Origin of the sequence: Paractinoplanes deccanensis (assembly GCF_016862115.1) — a bacterium.
In the GTDB taxonomy this organism is placed as follows: Bacteria; Actinomycetota; Actinomycetes; order Mycobacteriales; family Micromonosporaceae; genus Actinoplanes; species Actinoplanes deccanensis.
Genome location: NZ_BOMI01000065.1, coordinates 37,889 through 51,611, shown reverse-complemented (window position 1 = coordinate 51,611; position 13,723 = coordinate 37,889). Strand labels below are relative to the sequence as shown.

General features: G+C 73.4%; 15 protein-coding genes. 10 read left to right on the top strand and 5 right to left on the bottom strand.

All coding sequences use genetic code 11. The features are described 5' to 3' along the window. Nucleotides 1-40: 40 nt before the first annotated feature. Complete coding sequence (locus tag Ade02nite_RS17385) at nucleotides 41-1,642, bottom strand: alpha/beta hydrolase (RefSeq protein ID WP_203763809.1); 1,602 nt, start codon at nucleotides 1,640-1,642, stop codon at nucleotides 41-43. Nucleotides 1,643-1,768: 126 nt separating this feature from the next. On the opposite strand from Ade02nite_RS17385, the gene Ade02nite_RS17380 reads away from it, so the two are divergent. The 5 genes from Ade02nite_RS17380 to Ade02nite_RS17360 all read left to right on the top strand — a co-directional run bounded on the left by Ade02nite_RS17380 (nucleotide 1,769) and on the right by Ade02nite_RS17360 (nucleotide 6,672). Further along, nucleotides 1,769-1,927 (top strand): hypothetical protein, encoded by a 159-nt coding sequence (locus Ade02nite_RS17380; protein WP_203763807.1) that lies wholly within the window; start codon nucleotides 1,769-1,771, stop codon nucleotides 1,925-1,927. 96 nt (nucleotides 1,928-2,023) lie between these two features. Then, a complete protein-coding gene (locus Ade02nite_RS17375) occupies nucleotides 2,024-5,128 on the top strand; it encodes a sensor histidine kinase (protein ID WP_203763805.1) in 3,105 nt (1,034 codons plus the stop codon). A gap of 38 nt (nucleotides 5,129-5,166) precedes the next feature. After that, nucleotides 5,167-5,601 (top strand): SRPBCC domain-containing protein, encoded by a 435-nt coding sequence (locus tag Ade02nite_RS17370; RefSeq protein WP_203763803.1) that lies wholly within the window; start codon nucleotides 5,167-5,169, stop codon nucleotides 5,599-5,601. Beyond that, complete coding sequence (locus tag Ade02nite_RS17365) at nucleotides 5,588-5,917, top strand: ArsR/SmtB family transcription factor (protein ID WP_203763800.1); 330 nt, start codon at nucleotides 5,588-5,590, stop codon at nucleotides 5,915-5,917. Before Ade02nite_RS17370 ends, Ade02nite_RS17365 begins: the two co-directional genes overlap by 14 nt. After that, a complete protein-coding gene (locus Ade02nite_RS17360) occupies nucleotides 5,914-6,672 on the top strand; it encodes a DUF899 domain-containing protein (protein WP_203763797.1) in 759 nt (252 codons plus the stop codon). The genes Ade02nite_RS17365 and Ade02nite_RS17360 overlap by 4 nt, the downstream gene beginning before the upstream one ends. On the opposite strand, the gene Ade02nite_RS17355 is transcribed toward Ade02nite_RS17360, so the two are convergent. Beyond that, nucleotides 6,659-7,774 carry a SigB/SigF/SigG family RNA polymerase sigma factor gene (locus Ade02nite_RS17355; RefSeq protein ID WP_203763794.1) on the bottom strand — a complete coding sequence of 372 codons (1,116 nt, stop codon included), beginning with the start codon at nucleotides 7,772-7,774 and terminating at the stop codon, nucleotides 6,659-6,661. The two genes, Ade02nite_RS17360 and Ade02nite_RS17355, sit on opposite strands and share 14 nt — an antisense overlap. A gap of 130 nt (nucleotides 7,775-7,904) precedes the next feature. Between Ade02nite_RS17355 and Ade02nite_RS17350 the strand changes: the two genes are divergently transcribed. From Ade02nite_RS17350 to Ade02nite_RS17330, 5 genes are read left to right on the top strand one after another with little or no spacing between them, the layout of a single operon-like run. Beyond that, a complete protein-coding gene (locus Ade02nite_RS17350; protein WP_203763791.1) occupies nucleotides 7,905-8,426 on the top strand; it encodes a GAF domain-containing protein in 522 nt (173 codons plus the stop codon). Between the two features lie 9 nt (nucleotides 8,427-8,435). Further along, nucleotides 8,436-9,140 carry a GAF and ANTAR domain-containing protein gene (locus Ade02nite_RS17345; protein ID WP_203763788.1) on the top strand — a complete coding sequence of 235 codons (705 nt, stop codon included), beginning with the start codon at nucleotides 8,436-8,438 and terminating at the stop codon, nucleotides 9,138-9,140. Nucleotides 9,141-9,168: 28 nt separating this feature from the next. Next, on the top strand, nucleotides 9,169-10,950 hold the full coding sequence (locus tag Ade02nite_RS17340) for a thiamine pyrophosphate-requiring protein (protein ID WP_203763786.1): 1,782 nt from the start codon (nucleotides 9,169-9,171) through the stop codon (nucleotides 10,948-10,950). Nucleotides 10,951-10,979: 29 nt separating this feature from the next. Further along, nucleotides 10,980-11,183 carry a hypothetical protein gene (locus Ade02nite_RS17335; protein ID WP_203763783.1) on the top strand — a complete coding sequence of 68 codons (204 nt, stop codon included), beginning with the start codon at nucleotides 10,980-10,982 and terminating at the stop codon, nucleotides 11,181-11,183. Between the two features lie 32 nt (nucleotides 11,184-11,215). Further along, the gene (locus Ade02nite_RS17330) at nucleotides 11,216-11,977 is read left to right on the top strand and encodes a nucleotidyltransferase domain-containing protein (protein ID WP_203763780.1); all 762 of its coding nucleotides are present in this window, start codon (nucleotides 11,216-11,218) and stop codon (nucleotides 11,975-11,977) included. Here Ade02nite_RS17330 and Ade02nite_RS17325 read toward each other — a convergent pair. Genes Ade02nite_RS17325 through Ade02nite_RS17315 form a run of 3 tightly spaced genes read right to left on the bottom strand, consistent with a single transcriptional unit; the run spans nucleotide 11,937 to nucleotide 13,710 of the window. Continuing rightward, entirely contained in the window at nucleotides 11,937-12,566 is a 630-nt protein-coding gene (locus tag Ade02nite_RS17325; protein ID WP_203763777.1) for a class I SAM-dependent methyltransferase, read from the bottom strand. The genes Ade02nite_RS17330 and Ade02nite_RS17325 overlap by 41 nt on opposite strands. After that, nucleotides 12,563-13,027 (bottom strand): hypothetical protein, encoded by a 465-nt coding sequence (locus Ade02nite_RS17320; protein WP_203763774.1) that lies wholly within the window; start codon nucleotides 13,025-13,027, stop codon nucleotides 12,563-12,565. The genes Ade02nite_RS17325 and Ade02nite_RS17320 overlap by 4 nt, the downstream gene beginning before the upstream one ends. A gap of 20 nt (nucleotides 13,028-13,047) precedes the next feature. Further along, the gene (locus tag Ade02nite_RS17315; protein ID WP_203763771.1) at nucleotides 13,048-13,710 is read right to left on the bottom strand and encodes a TetR/AcrR family transcriptional regulator; all 663 of its coding nucleotides are present in this window, start codon (nucleotides 13,708-13,710) and stop codon (nucleotides 13,048-13,050) included. Nucleotides 13,711-13,723 lie beyond the last annotated feature (13 nt).

The following is a 13,723-nucleotide window of genomic DNA, read 5'->3' as shown; positions in this document are numbered from 1 at the left end:
ATGCGGCGCGGACGCCCGCCGGCATTGTCCGGGATGCACCCTAAGAGTTCGCCGCGGGGAACGGCGCGCGGTCCTGCTCGCAGACCGTGCCCTTCGGCGGCACGGTGCCGGCGATCAGGTACTTCGTGTACCAGTCGGTGACGCACGCGCTGAAGCTGCTCGTGTGGCCGAAGCCGGTCATCGTGAGCAGGCGGGCGTTGCCCAGCTCGCGCTCCATCCGGCGGGCGAAGTCGTAGCGGGTCGCCGGGTCGTACGTCGGGTTGACCAGCAGGACCGTCGCCGACGTCTTGCGGTCCCACGGGCCGGCGTAGCGCTCGGTGACGCGCGGCCAGTTGGCGCAGCCGACCTCACCGAACGCCTCCGCGCGCCCGAAGGTGGGATGCGCGGCCTCGAAGACCTTGGCGAAGCCGGGGTAGAGCGCCGGGTTGCGCGGCAGCGGAGCGTCGGCGCAGTTCACGGCGAAGAAGGCGTCGTTGCCGGTGTACGAGTACGCGTCCGGCATGCCACCGCGGGCGGGCACCGCCTTCAGATCCCTGGTGGGGGCCTTGAGGACCGCGGGCGCCCCGGTGATGGTGTCGTACGCGAGCCGCAGCACCTCGGCAGCCTCGGGGAACGCCGCGACGTCGTACATGGTCGACGAGACGAAGCTGGTGAGGTCGTCGATGGTGACCACGCCGTAGCCGGGGAGCGTGACCGGGCCCTGCCGGAAGCGGAGCCGCACCTTCTCGTACTTCGCCCGGGCGTCGCCGGAGAGCGCGCAGGCGGGACCGGCCGCGTCGCAGGCGCGCAGGAACCCGTCGAGCGCCAGCTCGAAGCCGCCGGCCCGGTCGAACTTGTTGGCCAGCCGGCGGTTGGCGCGCTGGTCCGGGTCGACGTTGCCGTCGAGCACGACCGCGCGCACCTTGCCCGGGAAGAGGTTCACGTAGGTGGCGCCGAGGTGCGTGCCGTACGAGTAGCCGATGTACGACAGCTTGGCGTCGCCGACGCGCCGGCGCAGCAGGTCGAGGTCCTTCGCCACGTTGAGCGTGCTCATGTGCTCGAGCAGCGGGCCGGCGTTGCGCTTGCAGCCCTCCGTGTACGCGTAGTTGGCGCGCAGCGTGCTCGCGATGTCCTGTTTGCTCAGCGGCACGTACTTCATCTGCGCCAGGAGAGCCTCGGCCTCGGCGTCGGTGGCGAAGCACTGCAACGGGTCGCTCGCCCCGATGCCGCGCGGGTCGAAGCCGACGATGTCGAAGCGGGCGAGCACGTCGGCCGAGACGAGCTGGCCGGCGATCGTGGCCATGAAGCGGCCGGCGCCGCCGGGGCCGCCCGGGTTGACGAAGATGGTGCCGATGCGCTGGGCGGGGTCGCCGGCCGGGCGGCGGGCGAGCGCGATCGTGGTGGTGGGGCCGCCGGGCCGGTCGTGGTCGAGCGGCACCTCGGTGGTCGCGCACTGATAGCCGGCGAGGTCCTCCTCGGTGCAGGCGGACCAGCTGAGTGAGGGCGCGGCCGCCGGGGCGGCGACGGCGGGCAGGGGAGCGGCGATGACGGCGGACAGGGTGGCGAGCGCAATGCCGGCTCGGACGGCGACCTTGCGACGCGTCGGAGTCGAAACGGACATGTCGTCCTCCGGGGTCGGAAACAGGTTCAGCCATCGTTCCATGACATCGAGCTTGATCGTTGTCCGGTCGGCGACGTGACGCCCGTCTCGGGGCCGGTTCAGGGCCGCTCCGCGGGGGTAGTTTCGACCTCGTACTGATCAAGATCAAGATCAAGCAGGAGGTACGTCATGAGCGACGCCGAGAAGCGTGAAGAGCTCGAGGAGCTGGCCAAGGAGCGCGTCGAGGAGCTGCCGGGCGAGACCGCGCTGGGCCACCGTGACCCGGAGGCCGGCGGCGAGGGCGAGCCGCAGGACTTCCACGGCAACAGCGACGTGAAGCTCCCCTGAACTGCGCGAGAGGGGCCCGGCTGTGCTCGGCCGGGCTCTTTTTTGTTGCGGCCGGGTTGCCTCAAGGTGGCATGCGGTGCGACCGATAGACCCGGCATGGCTTCGCGGCACCCCGGCCCCGCAGTGGGCGGCTCGGACAGGCTGACCGACCCGGCACGGCTCCGCGCGCTGCGGGCCACCGGGCTGATGAACGGCCCGTCGCACGGCACCCCCGTGCTCGATCGGCTCACCCGGCTGGCCGCGCGCCTGGCCGGTGCCCCGGTCGCCGCGATCTCGCTGATCGGCGACAGCCGCCAGGTCTTCCTGAGCACGGTGGGCGTGCCCACGCGGGAAAGCGAACTCGGCCCGGCGGGCGTGCCCACGCGGGAAAGCGAGCTCGGCCCGGCGGGTGTGCCCGCACAGCGGGCCGTGGGCGAGCGGCGCGACGAGCGGCCGGACAGCCCGCTGGCGCACGCACCCTGCCGGCACGTGGTGGAGTCGGACGCGCCGCTCATCGTCACCGACGCCCGGTCGGACGGCCGCGTCCGCGACCGCGCCGCGGTCACCGAGCTGGGCGTTGCCGCGTACGCGGGCTTCCCGCTGCGGTCGCCGCGCGGCGAGACGCTCGGCGCCTTCTGCGTCGTCGACGTCGTTCCCCGCGAGTGGACGGCCGACGAGCTGTCGACCCTCGAGGACCTGGCCGCGGCCGCCGAGTGCGAGCTGGCCGCCCGGCTGGCGGAGACCGAGAACCGCGCCCGCGAGGCCCGTGCCCAGGCGCGGCTGGACACCGCCGGCGCCGTGAGCGCGGACCGCGTCGAGGCCCGCTTCCGCTCGATGGTCGAGTCGTCGCCGATCGGCGTGGCCCTGGTCGGGCTCGACGGCTCGTGGCTGCGCGTCAACAACGCCGTCGCGGCGATCACCGGCTACGAGCCGGACGAGCTGCTCGCCGGCAACTACCACTCGATCATCCATCCGGCCGATTTGGACGCGACGCTCGACATGGTCACCCGGATGATCGCCGGGGAGGCGCACAGCATCCGCCTGCAGAAGCGCTACATCCGCAAGGACGGGTCGTGGGTGTGGTGCATGCTCTCGGCCGTGCTGCTGCGCGACGACGACGGCCGCCCGCTGCACTTCCTGCTGCAGATGGTCGACATCGACGTGGAGCGGCGCAGCCAGGACCAGGCCGACGCGCAGGCGGCGCGCGAGACGTACCGCCTGCGCACCACGATCAGCATCCAGCGCGAGGTGGCCGCGGCCGCCTCCGACCGGGGCAAGGCCCTGCGCCTGCTCGCCGAGCGCACCCTGACGGCGATCGCCGGTGACGGCTGCGTGGTCGGGCTCGTCGACGGCACGGTGCTGCGCGACGCCGCCGGGGCGGGCTCGCTGGCGAACCGGGAGCTCTTCGCGGCGCCGATCGACGGGTCGCTGGCCGGCCTGGTCGTCCGGACGCGCAAGACCCTGCGGTCCGACGACACCGCTACCGATCCGCGGGTGCAGCGGGAGATGTGCCAGGAGCTCGGGATGCGCTCGCTGGTCAGCGCGCCGTTGCTGGTCGACGGCGAGCCGCTGGGCGTCCTCACGGTCTCCAGCGGGCGGCCGTACGCCTTCGACGACGCCGACGCGCAGCAGCTGACCCTGCTCGCCGACGCGCTCGCCGGTGTGCTGCGGCACGCCGAGGCGGTGGCCCTGCTCCAGCACAGCGAGGCGCGCTTCCGCTCGGCGTTCGACAACAGCCCGCTCGGCATGCTGCTGATCAGCCTGATGCCGGAGAGCCTCGGCACCGTGCTCCAGGCCAACTCCGCCATGGCGGCCATCACCGGCTATTCCGCCGTCGAGCTCACCGGCCGGCTGGTGCACCACCTGCACCACCCGGCGAGCCACGCCGAGACCGACCGTCACCTGCTGGAGCTCAGCGGCGGCGACGCCGACACGGTCAAGGTCTCCGAGCGCTACCGGCACGCCGGCGGCCACACCGTCTGGGTGCAGATCCACGGCACGGTGGTACGGGACGAGGCCGGCCGCCCGCTCTACCTGGTCACGCAGGTGCAGGACGTGACCGCGCGCCGGGCGATCGACGAGCAGCTCCGCCAGCGTGCCCAGCTGCTCGACCTCACCCAGGACGCGGTCATCGTGCGCGACCTGACCGGGCACGTCCTCTACTGGAACCCGGCCGCGGAGCGCGTCTACGGCTGGCCGGCGGAGACCGCGATCGGCCAGGTGCTGGACCGCCTGCTCGGCACCGAGTGGACGGGCGGGGAGAACCGCGAGTCGGTCACCGAGACGCTGCTGCGCGACGGGCTGTGGGCCGGCACGATCGAGCACCGGCGCGCCGACGGCCGCCGGCTGACGGTGCTGTCCCGCAAGGCCGTGCAGTACGACTCGGAGGGCAACCCGGTCGCCATCCTCTCGCTCAACACCGATATCACGGCGAGCCGCGAGGCCGAGCGGGCCCGCGACGCCGCGATCGCCGACCTGGCCGAGCGCAACCAGCAGCTGGAGGCAGCCAACCAGCTCAAGCAGGACCTGATCGGCATGCTCGGCCACGAGATCGGCAACCCGCTGTCGTCGATCCTGGGCTACACCGAGACGCTCACCGACGCCTGGGACGTGCTGCCCGCCGAGCGCCAGCGCGCGATGCTGCAGGCCGTCGACCGCAACGCCCACCTGCTCGACGGCATCGTCCGGGAGGTGCTGGCGATGGTGACCGTCGACGCCGGCAAGCTGACCGCGGCTCCCGAGCCGGTCGACGTCCGCTCGCACCTGGAGGCGGTGCTCACCGCGCCCGATCCCGGGGTGCGCGCCATGGACCGCTTCGGGGTGTCGAGCCGGGCCCGGGTGCGCCTGGAGTGCCCCGAGGGGCTGGTCGCGTCGGTGCAGCCGGGCCATCTCAGCCAGATGCTGACCAACCTGATCTCGAACGCCGCGAAGTACGGCGGCGGCGCCACCGCGCTGACCGCCGAGGCCCGGGGCTCGACGGCCCGCATCGTGGTGCACGACAACGGGCCCGGCGTGCCGGAGGAGCTGCGGCCCCACCTGTTCAGCCGCTTCGCCCGCGCCGAGTGCACCGCCCGCACGGTCAAGGGCACCGGCCTGGGCCTCTACATCGTCCGGGAGCTGGCCCGCGCCAACGGCGGCGACCTCGGCTACGAGCCGGCCCCGCAGGGCGGTTCGCTGTTTGTCATCACGCTACCCCTGGACGCAACCAGTCGGTTGCTATAACGTCTATAGCAACCAACTGGTTGCTATAGGAGGCGACGATGGCATTCCCCGATCGGATCGAGCGCACCCTCGAGCTGGCCCAGCCCGTCCCGCGGGTGTGGGAGGCGCTGACCACCGCCCAGGGCCTGGGCACCTGGTTCGGCAACAGCGCCGAGGTCGACCTGCGCGTCGGCGGGCTCATCAAGCTCGCCTGGTCGAGCGGCGACGCGGCCACGCTCACCATCGAGCGGCTCGAGCCGCCGCACGTGCTCGGCTACACGTGGTCCATCTACGGCCTGCCCGAGGGCGACCCGCGGCGCACCTATGTGGAGTTCACCCTCGAGGCCGCGGGCGACGGCACCACGCTGACCATGGTGGAGAGCGGCTTCGCCCAGCTGCCCGGCGACGCGCACAAGACGGCGTTCGACGGCAACACCGGCGGCTGGACGAGCGAGCTGGGCGAGCTGGTCGCGTACCTCGATGGCCGCCTCTGACCCGGAGGCGGTCGCGCAGGAGGTCTTCACCGCACTGGCCGACCCGACCCGCCGCGAGATCGTCGCGGCGCTGGCCGCCGGCGGCCCCGCCACCGCGACCGACCTGGCCGCCCGCCTGCCGATCAGCCGGCAGGCCATCGCCAAGCACCTCACCCTGCTCGCCGAGGCCGAACTGGTCATCGCCGAGCCGGGTGAGCGGCGGCGCGTCCGATACCGCGTCAACTCCGCACCGATGAAGGTGGCCCAGCAGTTCCTCGCCGCGCTCGCCCGCGACTGGGACGGCCCGCTGGCCACCCTGAAGGAGACCCTGCGATGAACCCCGAGATCGTCTCACGCGAACAGTGGCTCGCCGCGCGCCTGGAGCTGCTGGCCCGCGAGAAGGAGCTCACCAAGGCCCGCGACCGCCTCAACGCCGACCGCCGCCGCCTGCCGATGGTCAGGATCGACAAGGCGTACGCCTTCGAGGGCCCGGACGGCACGGCGAGCCTGCTCGACCTGTTCGACGGGCGCCGCCAGCTCGTCATGCACCATTTCATGTTCACCGACCACATGTGCCCCAGCTGCGCGTCGGCCGCCGACGGCATCAGCGGCCTGCGCCAGCTGCACGACCGCGGCACCACGCTGGTGGCCGTCTCCCGGGCGCCGTACGACGAGATCGCCGCGTTCCGCGACCGCATGGGGTGGACCTTTCCCTGGTACTCGTCGCACGGCAGCGACTTCAACTACGACTTCCACGCCACCCTCGACGACCGCGTCGCCCCGGTCGTGCTCCACTTCCGCACCGGCGAGGAATTGACCGTCCCGTGGACCGGCGGCCCCTGGACCGCCGACATGCGCGGCACCGAGATGCCCGGCATCTCCGCGTTCCTGCGGGTAGACGACGACGTCTTCCACACCTATTCGACCTTCGGCCGGGGCATCGAGGAGTTTCACAACGGATACCGCTACCTGGACCTGACCGCCCTCGGCCGCCAGGAGGAGTGGGAGGAGCCCCGCGGCCGTGCCGAGCCCCTCGGCATGCAGGTCGGCGGCCCCCACCTGCGCCTGCCCGGCGAGGTCAGCCCGGCGTGACCCGGGGCGGCATGAGGCCCGCGATCTCGGCGACCCGCCGGACGAAGGGCTGCGCCCCGGCGATGGTGAGCCGGACCTGGCGGCCGCGGGCCAGGCGGTGCAGGGCCAGCAGGGCCGCGACGCCGGCCGCGTCGAGCAGGGGGACCCGGGTCAGGTCCAGCGTGACCGTCTCGCCCGGGCCCACGCGGGTCAGCACCGGCTGCACGCCGGTGCGCAGGCGGGGTGCGGTGTCGCGGTCGATCTCGCCGATGACGCGCACCCGCGTACGGCCGGCGGAGCGCAACTCGGGCACCACCGTGAGCCGCTCGTCCTCGTCGGTCTCGCCCGGCCAGGGCGGCACGCCGTCGGTGAGCATCGCCTCGCGCAGCCAGCCGAGGGCGCGGCTCAGCAGCCGGGAGACGTGCATCTGCGAGATGCCCAGCTCCTCGCCGATCTCCTGTTGGGTCTTGTTGCCGTGGAAGCGCAGCGCGAGGATGTGCCGTTCCCGCGCCGGCATCCGGCCGAGCAGGCCGGCCAGGCTCAGCCGGTCGGGCACCGTCTCCATCGCGCTGTCCGGCTCGCCGAACAGGTCCACGAACTCGCCGGTGCCCTCGCCGACGGGCCGGCTGAGCGAGACGGCGCGATAGCCGGCGCCGCTGACCAGCGCGTCCCGTACGTCCTGAAGGCCGACGCCGCACCGCTCGGCCATCTCCCGCTCGGTCGGCCACCGGCCCAGCTCCGCCGCCAGATCCTGCCGCGCCCGGTTGACCGCCAGCGCCAGCTCCTGGAGGCGGCGGGGGACGTGCACGTTCCAGCCGTTGTCCCGGAAGTGCCGCTTGATCTCGCCGGTGATGACCGAGATCGCGTACGCGGTGAAGGAGCCCCGCCCCGGGTCGTAGCGCTCCACCGCCTTGACCAGGCCCAGCCGGGCCACCTGGGTGACGTCGTCGGCGGGCTGCGAGCCGTGGCGGTAGCGGCGGGCCAGACGGTCGGCGAGGGGCATCAGCTTCTCGATGGCCGCGTCGCGCAGCCGGCGCGCGTGCGACTCGTCGGCGGCGTCGCGTTCGGCGGCGTACTTCTCGGCGAACTCGTCGAGGTTGTCGAGCTGGGTGTCCGCGGGCACGCGTTCTCCTCCGGTGTCAATCCGCGGACACAGGGCGGAGGGTTTTCGACCAGCGTGCCCTCAGTTTCCCACCGGGCAGCCGCTCAAACGTGGAGGTTTGCCCGGGATCGGGCCGGGAAGCCAGACGGCCATGCCAGTTGACCAGAACGCGCTCGCGGCCAGCCTGGATTCTCTCGGTGCGGCCGGCGCGCCCGACGGCCGCACCCTGGAGCAGCGCCTCGACCAGGTGATGACCGCCGCCCGCGACATGATCCACGTCGACGGGGTGGGCCTCATGCTGCTCGACGAGGCCGGCGTGCTGCGGGTGGCCGGCGCGTCCCTGCCCGCCGGGCTGGCGCTGGAGCGCGCCCAGCAGACGCTCGACTGCGGCCCGGGCGTCGACTGCGTGCGCACCGCGGGCATCGTCGCGGTCCCCGATCTGGCCGCCAGCGACGACTACGCCCCGGTCTGGGCGGAGCTCCGCAAGGAGGGCGAGCCTGCCGTCCGGGCGGTACTGTCCGTTCCGGTGCTGGTCGGCACCATCGTGGCCGGCACCCTGAACGCCCTGCGCTCGCGGCCGCACGCGTGGGAGGACGACAGCGTTCGCGCCGCCGAGGCGTACGCGGGAGTGATCTCGGCCCTGCTCCGGCTCGGGGCCACCGCACAGGGATGAGGATGGCCCATGCCGAACATCGACCCGGAAGTCCTCGCGAGCAGCCTGCGCCGGCTGGAGAGGGTCGGCGGCGCCGACATCCCGAGCGCGGTGGCCGACGTCGTGCACGCCGCGGTCGACCTGTTCGGCGTGACGGGCAGCGGCCTGATGGTCGCCGACGAGGAGAACAGCCTGCACTACGTGGCCGCGAGCAACGCGCCCAGCAAGATCATGGAAGAGGCGCAGAGCAGCGCCGGCGAGGGCCCGTGCGTGACGGCGTTCGTGCTCAACCGGGTCGTCCACACCGACGACCTCAGCCAGGACAAGCGCTGGCCGCAGATCCGCGACACGTTCCTGCGCAACGGCGTCGTCTCGGTGCTCGGCGCGCCCGTACGCCTCGGCGGGGTGCCCGTCGGCACCCTGGACGTCTTCCTCGACCGGCCGCACGACTGGGACGACACCGAGGCCGCGGCGCTGCAGCGCTACTGCGACCTGGTCGAGTCGACGCTGAGCACCGCGCTCGCCGCCCAGCGGGCCGGCGAGCTGGCCGGGCAACTCCAGTACGCGCTGGACTACCGCATCGTCATCGAGCGGGCGGTCGGCTACCTGATGGCCCGGCACGAGACCGGCGCGGAGGAGGCCTTCACCCTGCTGCGCAGCGCGGCCCGCAGCCGGCGCCGCAAGGTCGCCGAGGTGGCGCAGTACCTTTTGGACACCGGCCGCCTGCCCGATTGAGCGCCCCGCCGCGGGGTAGTCGGTGCCCATGGGCGAGCGAACGGTTTCCGATCTTCTGGTGGAGCGCTTGTCGGCGTGGGGCGTCGAGCGCGTCTTCGGCTACTCCGGCGACGGCATCGACGGCGTGATGGGCGCGCTGCGGCGCGCGGGCAAGCCGGCCTTCGTGCAGGCCCGTCACGAGGAGGCCGCGGCGTTCATGGCCGTCGCGCACGCCAAGTACGCGGGCGGGCCCGGCGTCTGCCTCTCCACCCAGGGGCCCGGCGCGGTGCACCTGCTCAACGGGCTGTACGACGCGAAACTCGACAGCCAGCCCGTCGTGGCGATCGTCGGGCAGCAGGCGTCGACGGTGCTCGGCAGCGCGTACCAGCAGGAGATCGACCTGCAACGGCTCTTCGGTGACGTCTGCGCCCAGTTCGTGCAGACCGCCTTCTCGGCGGAGCAGGTGCCGATGCTGCTCGACCGGGCGTTCCGGGCCGCGCTCGCGACCAGGAGCCCCACCTGCGTGATCCTGCCGCACGACGTGCAGACCGCGCCCGCTCCCGACCCCACCGAGCACCAGCACGGCGTCGTGGTGACCGGCCCGGGCCTGCGCCCCGCCCGGCTGCTGCCGCGCGAGGAGGACCTGCGCGAGGCGGCCGAGGTGCTGAGCTCCGGTGCGCGCGTCGCGATCCTGGTCGGTCAGGGGGCGTACGGTGCCGCGGCGGAGATCGCCGAGCTGGCCGACCGGCTCGGGGCCGGCGTGGCGGCGTCGCTGCTCGGCAAGCCGGTGCTGGACGAGGAGCTGCCGTATCACACCGGGGTGATGGGCCACCTGGGCACGACCGCGAGCGCCGAGCTGATGCGCGAGTGCGACACCCTGCTGCTGGTCGGCACGAACGACCCGTGGACCGAGTTCTACCCCGCGCCCGGGCAGGCCCGCGCCGTGCAGATCGACATCGACGGGCGGCGGCTCGGCGTGCGCTACCCGGTCGAGGTGCCGCTGCTGGGCGACGCCGCCCTCACCGTGCGGGCGCTGCTGGAGCTCGTCAAGCCGGCCCCGCGCGCCGAGTGGCGCGGCCGGGTCGAGGGCTGGGTGCGGCGCTGGCACGAGATCGCCTCGGCGCGGGCGGAGGCGGCCGCCGAGCCGCTCAACCCGCAGCACGTGATCCGCTCGCTGTCCGGCCGGCTGCCCGGCGACGCGCGGGTCGCGGTCGACGTCGGGTCGGTCGTCTACTGGTACGCCCGGCACCTGCGGCTGCCGGCGGGGGTGCCCGCCCACCTGTCCAGCACGCTCGCCTCGATGGGCTGCGGCATCCCGTACGGCCTGGCCGCGAAGCTCGACGAGCCCGGCCGCCCGGTGGTGGTGCTGGCCGGCGACGGCGGCTTCCAGATGCTCGGGCTCGCCGAGCTGGCCACCGTGGCCGCCCGCTGGCGCGACTGGGCCGACCCGCGTTTCGCCGTCTGCGTGCTCGACAACGGCGATCTCGCCGAGGTCAGCTGGGAGCAGCGCGAGATGGAGGGTGAGCCCCGGTTCGCGGCCTCCCAGGACCTGCCGCCGGTGCCGTACGCCCGCTACGCCGAGCTGCTGGGCCTGCGCGGCATCGAGGTGCGCGACCCCGCCGAGATCGCCGGCGCGTGGGAGGCGGCGCTCGCCGCCGACCGGCCCACCGTCATCCACGCCGTGGTCGATCCCGCCATCCCGCTGCTGCCGCCGCTCCAGCCCGACGACAAGATCGAGCAGATGTACGCCGGCCTGGCGGCCGAGAAGACCGACCTGGCCCGCCGGGCGATCGAGCACCTGCGCCGCGAGCGCGCCGGCGAGACCCGTTAGTTCCTCCCCGCCGCGGGTAGATCACCCCCATGACCGACGACACCGAAGGCACCTGGCGCGACGAGGAGAGGCTGCCGCTCTCCGAGCTCAACCAGGCCATGGCCACCTATTCCCAGGACGGCCAGGTCGACGACCTGACCGGCGAGGACGCCGGCGCCCCGGCCGCGACGGAGGGCACCCTGCCGCCGTCTCCGGACGGCACCACCGCCACGGGCCGCAGCGGCCCGTCCTGAGGCCATGGCGTGCGATTGCTACGGTCGCGCGCATGATCGAAGAGGTCACCCATCGATATCTGGCGCTTGCGGACGAGCGGCTGCCGGGCTTCGTGACGGGGCTCTACGTGGTGGGTTCCGCCGCGATCGGGGCCTGGCAGCCCGGCGTCAGCGACGTTGACACGGTGGTCCTGACGTCGCGGGAGGCCGCCGAGAAGGATCTCGCGGTCCTCGCGGAGATCCACACCGAGATGGGCCGCCCCTACTTCGACGGCGTCTACCTGTCGCCGGCGCTGGCCGCCGTCTGGCCCGACGACCGCCGTCCCGTGCCCTTCGCCGTCAGCGGGAAGCTCGTGACGGACCGGCCGTGCGGCGAGCTCACGCCCGTCGTCTGGCTGGTGCTCCAGCGGTACGGCATCGCGATCCGGGGCGCCGCCGACCCCGGGGTCCGGGTCGACCTCGGCAACCTGCGGCTCTACCTGCTCGACAACCTGCGGACCTTCTGGCGGAACCAGGCGGCCCAGATCGATGAGTATCTGGCAGGCGGCGGGGACGAGCCGCTGGACCCCGAGATCGTGACCTTCCACGTGCTCGGGCCGGCGCGGCTGCACTACACGCTCGCGCACGGCGACATCGTCTCGAAGTCCGGCGCGGGGGACTATCTCGCGAGGCTGTTCCCCGAGTACGCCGGCCTGGCCGCTCGCGCGGTCCGCTGGCGGGCGGGGGAGCCGCAGGAGTTCACCCGGGCCGACCTGGCGATGACCGCCTCGGCCGTCAACGCGGTGGCCGAGGACGCGGATCGGCGGTTCGGGTAGCCGCGAGGGCGGCGATCGGGCGCTGAGTGCCCTCGGCGGGGCGGCTGTGGCGCTCGGTCTCGGTGAAGCCGGCGCGGGACAGCCGCGCGGACATCTCGCCCACCGGCCAGCGGTAGGCGGTCGTCACCTTGTGGTCGAAGGCGGCGAGCTCGGCGGCCTCGAAGAAGCCGAGCACCAGCGTCCCGCCCGGGCGCAGCGCGCGGCGGAACTCGGCCAGCACGCCGTCGAGGCCGGGCGGCGGCAGGTGGATGGTCGAGAACCAGGAGAGAATGCCGGCGACGGAGCCGTCCTCGACGTCCAGGTCGGTCATCGAGCCGAGACGGTAGTCGCCGTCCGGGTGAGCCGAGCGCGCGTGGGCGACGAACTCGGGCACCAGGTCAAGGCCGGCCGCCTCGACGCCGCGCGAGCGCAGGTGGGCGGTGAGGTGGCCGGGACCGCAGCCCAGGTCGAGCACCCGGCCCGGCCGGATCGTCAGGTGCCGCTCGATGAGGGCGAGGTCGTCGGCGTGCACCTGGGTGCTGGAGCCGAACAGGTCGATGTAGAGACCCGCGACGGAGGCGTACGCGTCGCGGACGTGCTCGGCGGTCATCCGGCGAGGAAGGGCTGGACCCGGTCGGACGGGGTGAGCAGCGTCAGCGTGGAGCCGTCGCGGAAGGCCAGGCGCAGGCGGCCGCCCTGCTCGGTGGCCGAGGTGAGCTCGGTGCGGGCGCACTCCCAGCGCAGCCGCAGGGCCGGCGCCGGCCCGCCGAAAAGGGCGAGCTTCTTGGCGAGCACCAGCAGGCGGCGGTCGGTGAGGGCCAGGACGCGCGGGTCGGTGACGTTGCGCATGTGCTCGTCCAGCCCGGCGGCGACGGTGCGCGCCTTGGGCTGATATCCGCGGCGCTTCGGGTTCACGCTGCGGAAGCGGAACGGGGACAGCTCGGCGCGGGTCATGCCGGCCGATGTGCCCTCGTCCGCCCGGCCCGCCCAGACGGCGGCGCGGAAGGTCTCGCCGGGCTGCAAGTGCTCCCGTACGGCGGCCTCGATCTGGTCGTCGTGCTCCGCTCCCATCCTGAGATCAGACCACGAGGTCACCCGGGCACCGACAGCAGGGCCGCGCAGAGGATGCCGGCGGTGCGGGCCTGCCACTGCTCCGGCGTCCAGCCGCACACGTCGGTGAACTGGAGGTAGGTCTCGGCGTTGCTGAGCGTGAACGCGATGTCGCGGGCCAGCTCGGTGTCGAGCCCGGGCCGCAGGGCGCCGCGCGCGGCGAGCAGGTCGGCGAGCATGCCGTACGCCGAGCGGGTCTGCTGCTGGTTGGTCTGCCACTGGGCGGCCAGCTCGGGGTCGGTGCCCGTGGCGCCCCGCATGACCCGCATCAGCGGGGCGACGCGTTCGAGGATCTCGCGGCCGTGCGCCAGCCAGAGCTCGATGATCCGCCGGGGATCGTCCTCCTGCCGGATCTCGCCGACCCAGGGCCGGTCGAGCAGCGGCACAGGCTCGTCGTCACCGACCGCGGCGACGTCCATGACGTGCTTGAGCAGGGTGCGCTTGTTGCCGAAGTGGAAGTAGACGGTCTGCACCGCGACGCCGGCGCGCTCGGCCACCTGGTCGAGCAGCGTCGCCCCGTAGCCGCGCGCGACGAACTGGTCGGCGGCCGCGGCGACGATGCGCCGGCGGGTGGCTCGCGCCTGCTCGGCCCGGGTGAGCCGGCCGCTGTCGGGTTTCGTCGCTCGCTTGACACGCTCCGCCATTCGCTAGAGCCTA

What these genes read in the sequence shown, in the direction of transcription:
- Ade02nite_RS17385 (WP_203763809.1), bottom strand. Translation starts at nt 1,642, where the DNA reads ATGGAACGATGGCTGAACCTGTTTCCGACCCCGGAGGACGACATGTCC.
- Ade02nite_RS17380 (WP_203763807.1), top strand. Translation starts at nt 1,769, where the DNA reads ATGAGCGACGCCGAGAAGCGTGAAGAGCTCGAGGAGCTGGCCAAGGAG.
- Ade02nite_RS17375 (WP_203763805.1), top strand. Translation starts at nt 2,024, where the DNA reads ATGGCTTCGCGGCACCCCGGCCCCGCAGTGGGCGGCTCGGACAGGCTG.
- Ade02nite_RS17370 (WP_203763803.1), top strand. Translation starts at nt 5,167, where the DNA reads ATGGCATTCCCCGATCGGATCGAGCGCACCCTCGAGCTGGCCCAGCCC.
- Ade02nite_RS17365 (WP_203763800.1), top strand. Translation starts at nt 5,588, where the DNA reads ATGGCCGCCTCTGACCCGGAGGCGGTCGCGCAGGAGGTCTTCACCGCA.
- Ade02nite_RS17360 (WP_203763797.1), top strand. Translation starts at nt 5,914, where the DNA reads ATGAACCCCGAGATCGTCTCACGCGAACAGTGGCTCGCCGCGCGCCTG.
- Ade02nite_RS17350 (WP_203763791.1), top strand. Translation starts at nt 7,905, where the DNA reads ATGCCAGTTGACCAGAACGCGCTCGCGGCCAGCCTGGATTCTCTCGGT.
- Ade02nite_RS17345 (WP_203763788.1), top strand. Translation starts at nt 8,436, where the DNA reads ATGCCGAACATCGACCCGGAAGTCCTCGCGAGCAGCCTGCGCCGGCTG.
- Ade02nite_RS17340 (WP_203763786.1), top strand. Translation starts at nt 9,169, where the DNA reads ATGGGCGAGCGAACGGTTTCCGATCTTCTGGTGGAGCGCTTGTCGGCG.
- Ade02nite_RS17335 (WP_203763783.1), top strand. Translation starts at nt 10,980, where the DNA reads ATGACCGACGACACCGAAGGCACCTGGCGCGACGAGGAGAGGCTGCCG.
- Ade02nite_RS17330 (WP_203763780.1), top strand. Translation starts at nt 11,216, where the DNA reads ATGATCGAAGAGGTCACCCATCGATATCTGGCGCTTGCGGACGAGCGG.
- Ade02nite_RS17325 (WP_203763777.1), bottom strand. Translation starts at nt 12,566, where the DNA reads ATGACCGCCGAGCACGTCCGCGACGCGTACGCCTCCGTCGCGGGTCTC.
- Ade02nite_RS17320 (WP_203763774.1), bottom strand. Translation starts at nt 13,027, where the DNA reads ATGGGAGCGGAGCACGACGACCAGATCGAGGCCGCCGTACGGGAGCAC.
- Ade02nite_RS17315 (WP_203763771.1), bottom strand. Translation starts at nt 13,710, where the DNA reads ATGGCGGAGCGTGTCAAGCGAGCGACGAAACCCGACAGCGGCCGGCTC.